Raw genomic sequence first — 4,519 nt, 5'->3', positions numbered from 1 at the left:
GGCTGACCTCCACTGGTCGTTATCGCAAAGTTTGGTACTGCATCCGCGAAAGCGGCGAAGCGGCGCTCGCGCAGCTGATTGCCACTCAAGAGAATTTTCCGCCGCAACAACAAGAGTTTCTGGCCGAAGCCATTTTGCGACTCGATAGCGAAAAAGTCTCCAGCTGTGGGATCTTCTACCTGCAGGCCGCGTATTGGAAAAATCGCCGGAATTCGGCACAAGCCCAATAGCGGATACTCAAGGCCGCGTTGGAATCGTCTTGCGACGCTGAAATCTTTGTAGCGACTGTCTTGATCGTAACCCACCAGAACCTGCTTGAGAACCGATCATCGGTGGGTTGCGCAAGCGGTGATGTTGTTCGAGTTTGGGGGGCGGAAATCGCTTGCTCCACCCACCCTACATCTGCACGAACTAGTCGGGCCGCCCAGCGATAAAATTGTCCCTTGACAAAGCGCACGCACCCAGCGTCAACTACAAAAATCGTAGGGTGGGTGCAGCAAAACCGCGCTCGATTTCACCATCGCCAACCAGCACGACCGGTTTGCGTAACCCACCAGAGCCTGCTCGAAAACCGATCATCGGTGGGTTGCGCAAGCGGTGATGTGGTTTGAGTTTGGGGGCCGGAAATCGCTTGCTCCACCCACCCTACATCTGCACGAACTAGTCGGGCCGCCCAGCGATAAAATTGTCCATTGACAAAGCGCACGCACCCAGCGTCAACTACAAAAATCGTAGGGTGGGTGCAGCAAAACCGCGAACAATTTCACCATCGCCAACCAACATGATCGGTTTGCGTAACCCACCAGAACCTGCTCGTCAGCATGGCGGCATCGGTGGGTTGCGCAAGCGGTGATGTTGTTCGAGTTTGGGGGCCGGAAATCGCTTGCTCCACCCACCCTACGTCGCTTGCTCTACCCGCGCTACGCCGCGCAAAAATTGTCTCTTGACAAAGCGCACGGACCCAGCGTCAACTACAAAAATCGTAGGGTGGGTGCAGCAAAACCGCGCTCGATTTCACCATCACCAATCGACATGACCGGTTTGCGTAACCCACCAGAACCTGCTTGAGAGCCGATCATCGGTGGGTTGCGCAAGCGGTGATGTTGTTCGAGTTTGGGGGGCGGAAATCGCTTGCTCCACCCACCCTACATCTGCACGAACTAGTCGGGCCGCCCAGCGATAAAATTGTCTCTTGACGAAGCGCACGGACCCCGGGTCAACTACAAAAATCGTAGGGTGGTTGAAGCAAAACCGCGCTCGATTTCACCATCGCCAACCGACATGACCGGTTTGCGTAACCCACCAGAACCTGCTTGTCAGCATGGCGGCATTGGTGGGTTGCGCAAGCGGTGATGTTGTTCGAGTTTGGGGGGCGGAAATCGCTTGCTCCACCCACCCTACATCTCTGAGCAGCCCGCCAAAAATTGTCTCTTGACAAAGCGCACGCACCCAGCGTCAACTACAAAAACCGTAGCGACTGTCTTGATCGTCAAGCCGTTTTCAATTTCTCATTCCATGCTTTTCCCTCTTTGGCCATGAGATTGAGGATAGTAAGCAGCTTCCGCATGCAGGCGACCAGGGCGACCATTTTGGGTTTGCCTTCGGCGACCAGGCGGTCGTAAAACGCTTTGATCTTTGGGTTCCGTCTTGTCGCTACCAGCGTTGGCATGTAGAGCGCGTTTCGCACGTGCGATCGCCCTCCGCCGGTGGTGCGTTTGCCACGGAAAACGCCGCTGTCGCGGTTGATCGGAGCGAGACCGGCCAGCCGCGCCGCCTCCTTGCGATTCACGTGGCCAAGCTCTGGCAGTTCGATCGCCAGTCGGCACGCGGTTAGCACGCCGATGCCAGGCGTCGAGGCGAGCAGCGCCGTTGTTTGTTGCAACTGCGGATCCGAGTTGATCAACTGTTCCATTTGCTGCTGCAGCTGTTCGATTTCAGCATTGATGTAAGCCAAGTGCGACTCGACGGAGCGGCGCATGTTCGGCTCGCGAGTCGATTCGAGACGATTCTTCTCCTGCGTCCGCATGTTGATCAGTTGACGGCGTCGAGTCGATAAAGCCGTCAGATTCTCGAGTATTTGCGAGGTTTCTGGCATTGGCCGCGGCTCGTAACGTTGAGCGAATAGCGCCAGAATCTGAGCGTCGATCTTGTCGGTTTTGGCAAGTCGGTTCATGGAGCGCGCGAAATCGCGCGGCAGCCGCGGATTGACGACGGCGACCGGATAACCGCTGCACTGCAGCAGCTTCACCAGGTCATGATGGTAGCAGCCGGTCGCTTCGAGACAGATGATCTCGACGTCAAGCGGCTGGAGCAGATCCAGCAGTTGTTGCTGGCCGACCGCATTGGCTTCGAAGGTGTAAGTTTGACGGCTTCCCGTGATGGCGACGTCCCATTTGGATTTCGAAACGTCGACACCCACGCAAATTTTGTTAGTATCAGACATGTGCGAGGCCCAGCCTTGTGATACGAGCTGGCGTTACTGCGCCGCTCTGGCGACTGTTCGGGTTTCAGCACGAAAAAGCGGACGGCGACCCAGCTACGCTACGGTCTTACGACCAAGGGTGGGACGATCTGCCGCCCGCCGCTTTGTTCCGTCTCGCTCGCTACGCTCGCAAGACGGAACAAAGCCTTTTTCTATCTCACCTGCAGCTAGATTCAAGATACAAGGGTGGGTGAAGCAAAACCGCGCTCGATTTCACCATCACCAACCAGCACGACCGGTTTGCGTAACCCACCAGAGCCTGCTTGAGAGCCGATCATTGGTGGGTTGCGCAAGCGGTGATGTTGTTCGAGTTGGGGGGCGGAAATCGCTTGCTCCACCCACCCTACGTCGCGCGAAAATTGTCTCTTGACGAAGCGCACGGAACTGGGGTCGACTACCCAAACGGTCGGTCTTGCGGCGCCTTTGGCGCTGCGCGGTTTTGACGTTTCGACTTTTCGTGGGGAGGCAATTTGTGATGACACTCAACCAACTTCGTCGGCTGATCGCCCGTTTGTGCGCTGATCCCACGACGCGAAGCGTCGACCTTCAGACGCGTAATCTAACGCGCGGCGAAATCGCCGAAGCGCGGTGGCTCGCCGTGGTGTTGATGCGGTCCGACCTCTTTTCGACTTGCCCGCTGCGGCCTGAACATTTTCAACATCAGACGCACTTTGACATCTTCCGCGCGATGCTGCAAATGCAATCGCGCCGGATCCGCTGCAACGATCTGCCGGAGCTCCTCGCGCGGCTTGACGTCGCAGGATATCCCGAAGAAAGTGCGCTCGAAATGCTGAGCGAGGTCCTGCATTGCCGCGGCCAAATCAAAAATTTTGACGACTATACGGCGACGCTCGAAAAGCGTTTTCAGGCGCATCAGGCGGCCGAGTTGACGCTGCCCAATAGCGAACTCGTCCGGCTCGATACGGCCGGCGGCGCCAGTCCGTTTCAAACGTTGACCACCGCCGAGTTGATCGCCCAGCAAGAACCGCTGCAGTGGTTAGCGCCGGGGATATTCGTGCAAAACGAACCGGCGGTGATCGTCGGGCCGAGCAAAAGCATGAAGTCCTCGATCGCCGTCGATCTGTGCGCGGCGCTGGCGAGCGGGGGCCAATTCTTGGGGCAGTTCACCGCCGATCGTCCGTTTCGCGTCGGCTATGTCAGCCGTCATGACGAGCGGCAAGCGCTGAGCGATCTTGCCGGGCGGTGGAGCGAAGCGGGCGGCGTCGATTCGAGCAAGTTGCCGAATCTGATTTGGTCGCTGTTGGTCGCCGACGCGGCCGATCCGGCGCACTTGGATCAGCTGCGCGACTGGATCCGTGGTAATGAACTCGAAGTGGTTGTGATCGATGCGTTGCGGCTGACTTCGACCGGCAAGCAGGCGCAAGCCAAGCAGCTGCGCAACTTGGTCGGCTGCTGCAAAGCGGCCGGCGCGACGCCGATCTTATGTTGTCAGTCGCACAAAGCGATCCCCCGCGGCGCGACCTTGGCGACCGATGTCGCGGCGAGTCTCGATTTCGCGCGGCAGTGGATGTTGCTGCAGCGCCGCGAAACATATTCGCCCGGCAGCGGTCAGCATCGGTTACGTCTCACCTACGGCGGCTGCGCCGGCCAAGGAGGCGAATGGGGCGTCGATATCGACGAGGGAAAATTAGAAGATCCGCAGGGAAGAAGTTGGCAAATCACGCTGCGCGATGTCGAGTCGATCGAAGTCGAAGCGGCGGCCAACGCCGCGGCCGCCCACGACCAACGATTGCAAACCAAAATTCACGCGACGCTGACCCACGTCGAAGCGACGCAAGCCACCAAATCGCGAATCCGCGAACAATGCGGCATCAACGGAAGTCGCTTCGCGGCCGCGTGGGATCGCTTGCTTGCGCTAGGAAAAATTAAACCGATCGAGTCCTCCGAGCAAAAAACGGAACGCGCTCCGATCTATCGGTGGATCGACCGCTCGAGCCCGCCAGAAAAAAACGAAGCGGTCCGGTCCGGTCCCGACGTAGATGTCGGGCGTAGGGTCCGCTGTGCGGACCAAGAGAA

General features: G+C 58.2%; 2 protein-coding genes and 1 pseudogene. 2 read left to right on the top strand and 1 reads right to left on the bottom strand.

Features of this window, described 5'->3' with window-relative positions; all coding sequences use genetic code 11:
* A pseudogene (locus DSM3645_RS30645) lies at positions 1 to 230 on the top strand (hypothetical protein); the annotation flags it as partial.
* Between the two features lie 1,259 nt (positions 231 to 1,489).
* On the opposite strand, the gene DSM3645_RS14890 reads toward DSM3645_RS30645, so the two are convergent.
* On the bottom strand, positions 1,490 to 2,443 hold the full coding sequence (locus DSM3645_RS14890) for an IS110 family transposase (RefSeq protein ID WP_002653045.1): 954 nt from the start codon (positions 2,441 to 2,443) through the stop codon (positions 1,490 to 1,492).
* A 514-nt stretch (positions 2,444 to 2,957) separates the two neighbouring features.
* Between DSM3645_RS14890 and DSM3645_RS14885 the strand changes: the two genes are divergently transcribed.
* On the top strand, positions 2,958 to 4,519 hold a 1,562-nt coding region (locus DSM3645_RS14885), incomplete at its 3' end, for an AAA family ATPase (RefSeq protein WP_002653044.1).

Origin of the sequence: Blastopirellula marina DSM 3645 (genome assembly GCF_000153105.1) — a bacterium.
Classification (GTDB): Bacteria; Planctomycetota; Planctomycetia; order Pirellulales; family Pirellulaceae; genus Blastopirellula; species Blastopirellula marina.
The sequence above is the reverse complement of the archived record's forward strand: the minus strand, read 5'-3'. Positions and strand labels throughout refer to the sequence as shown.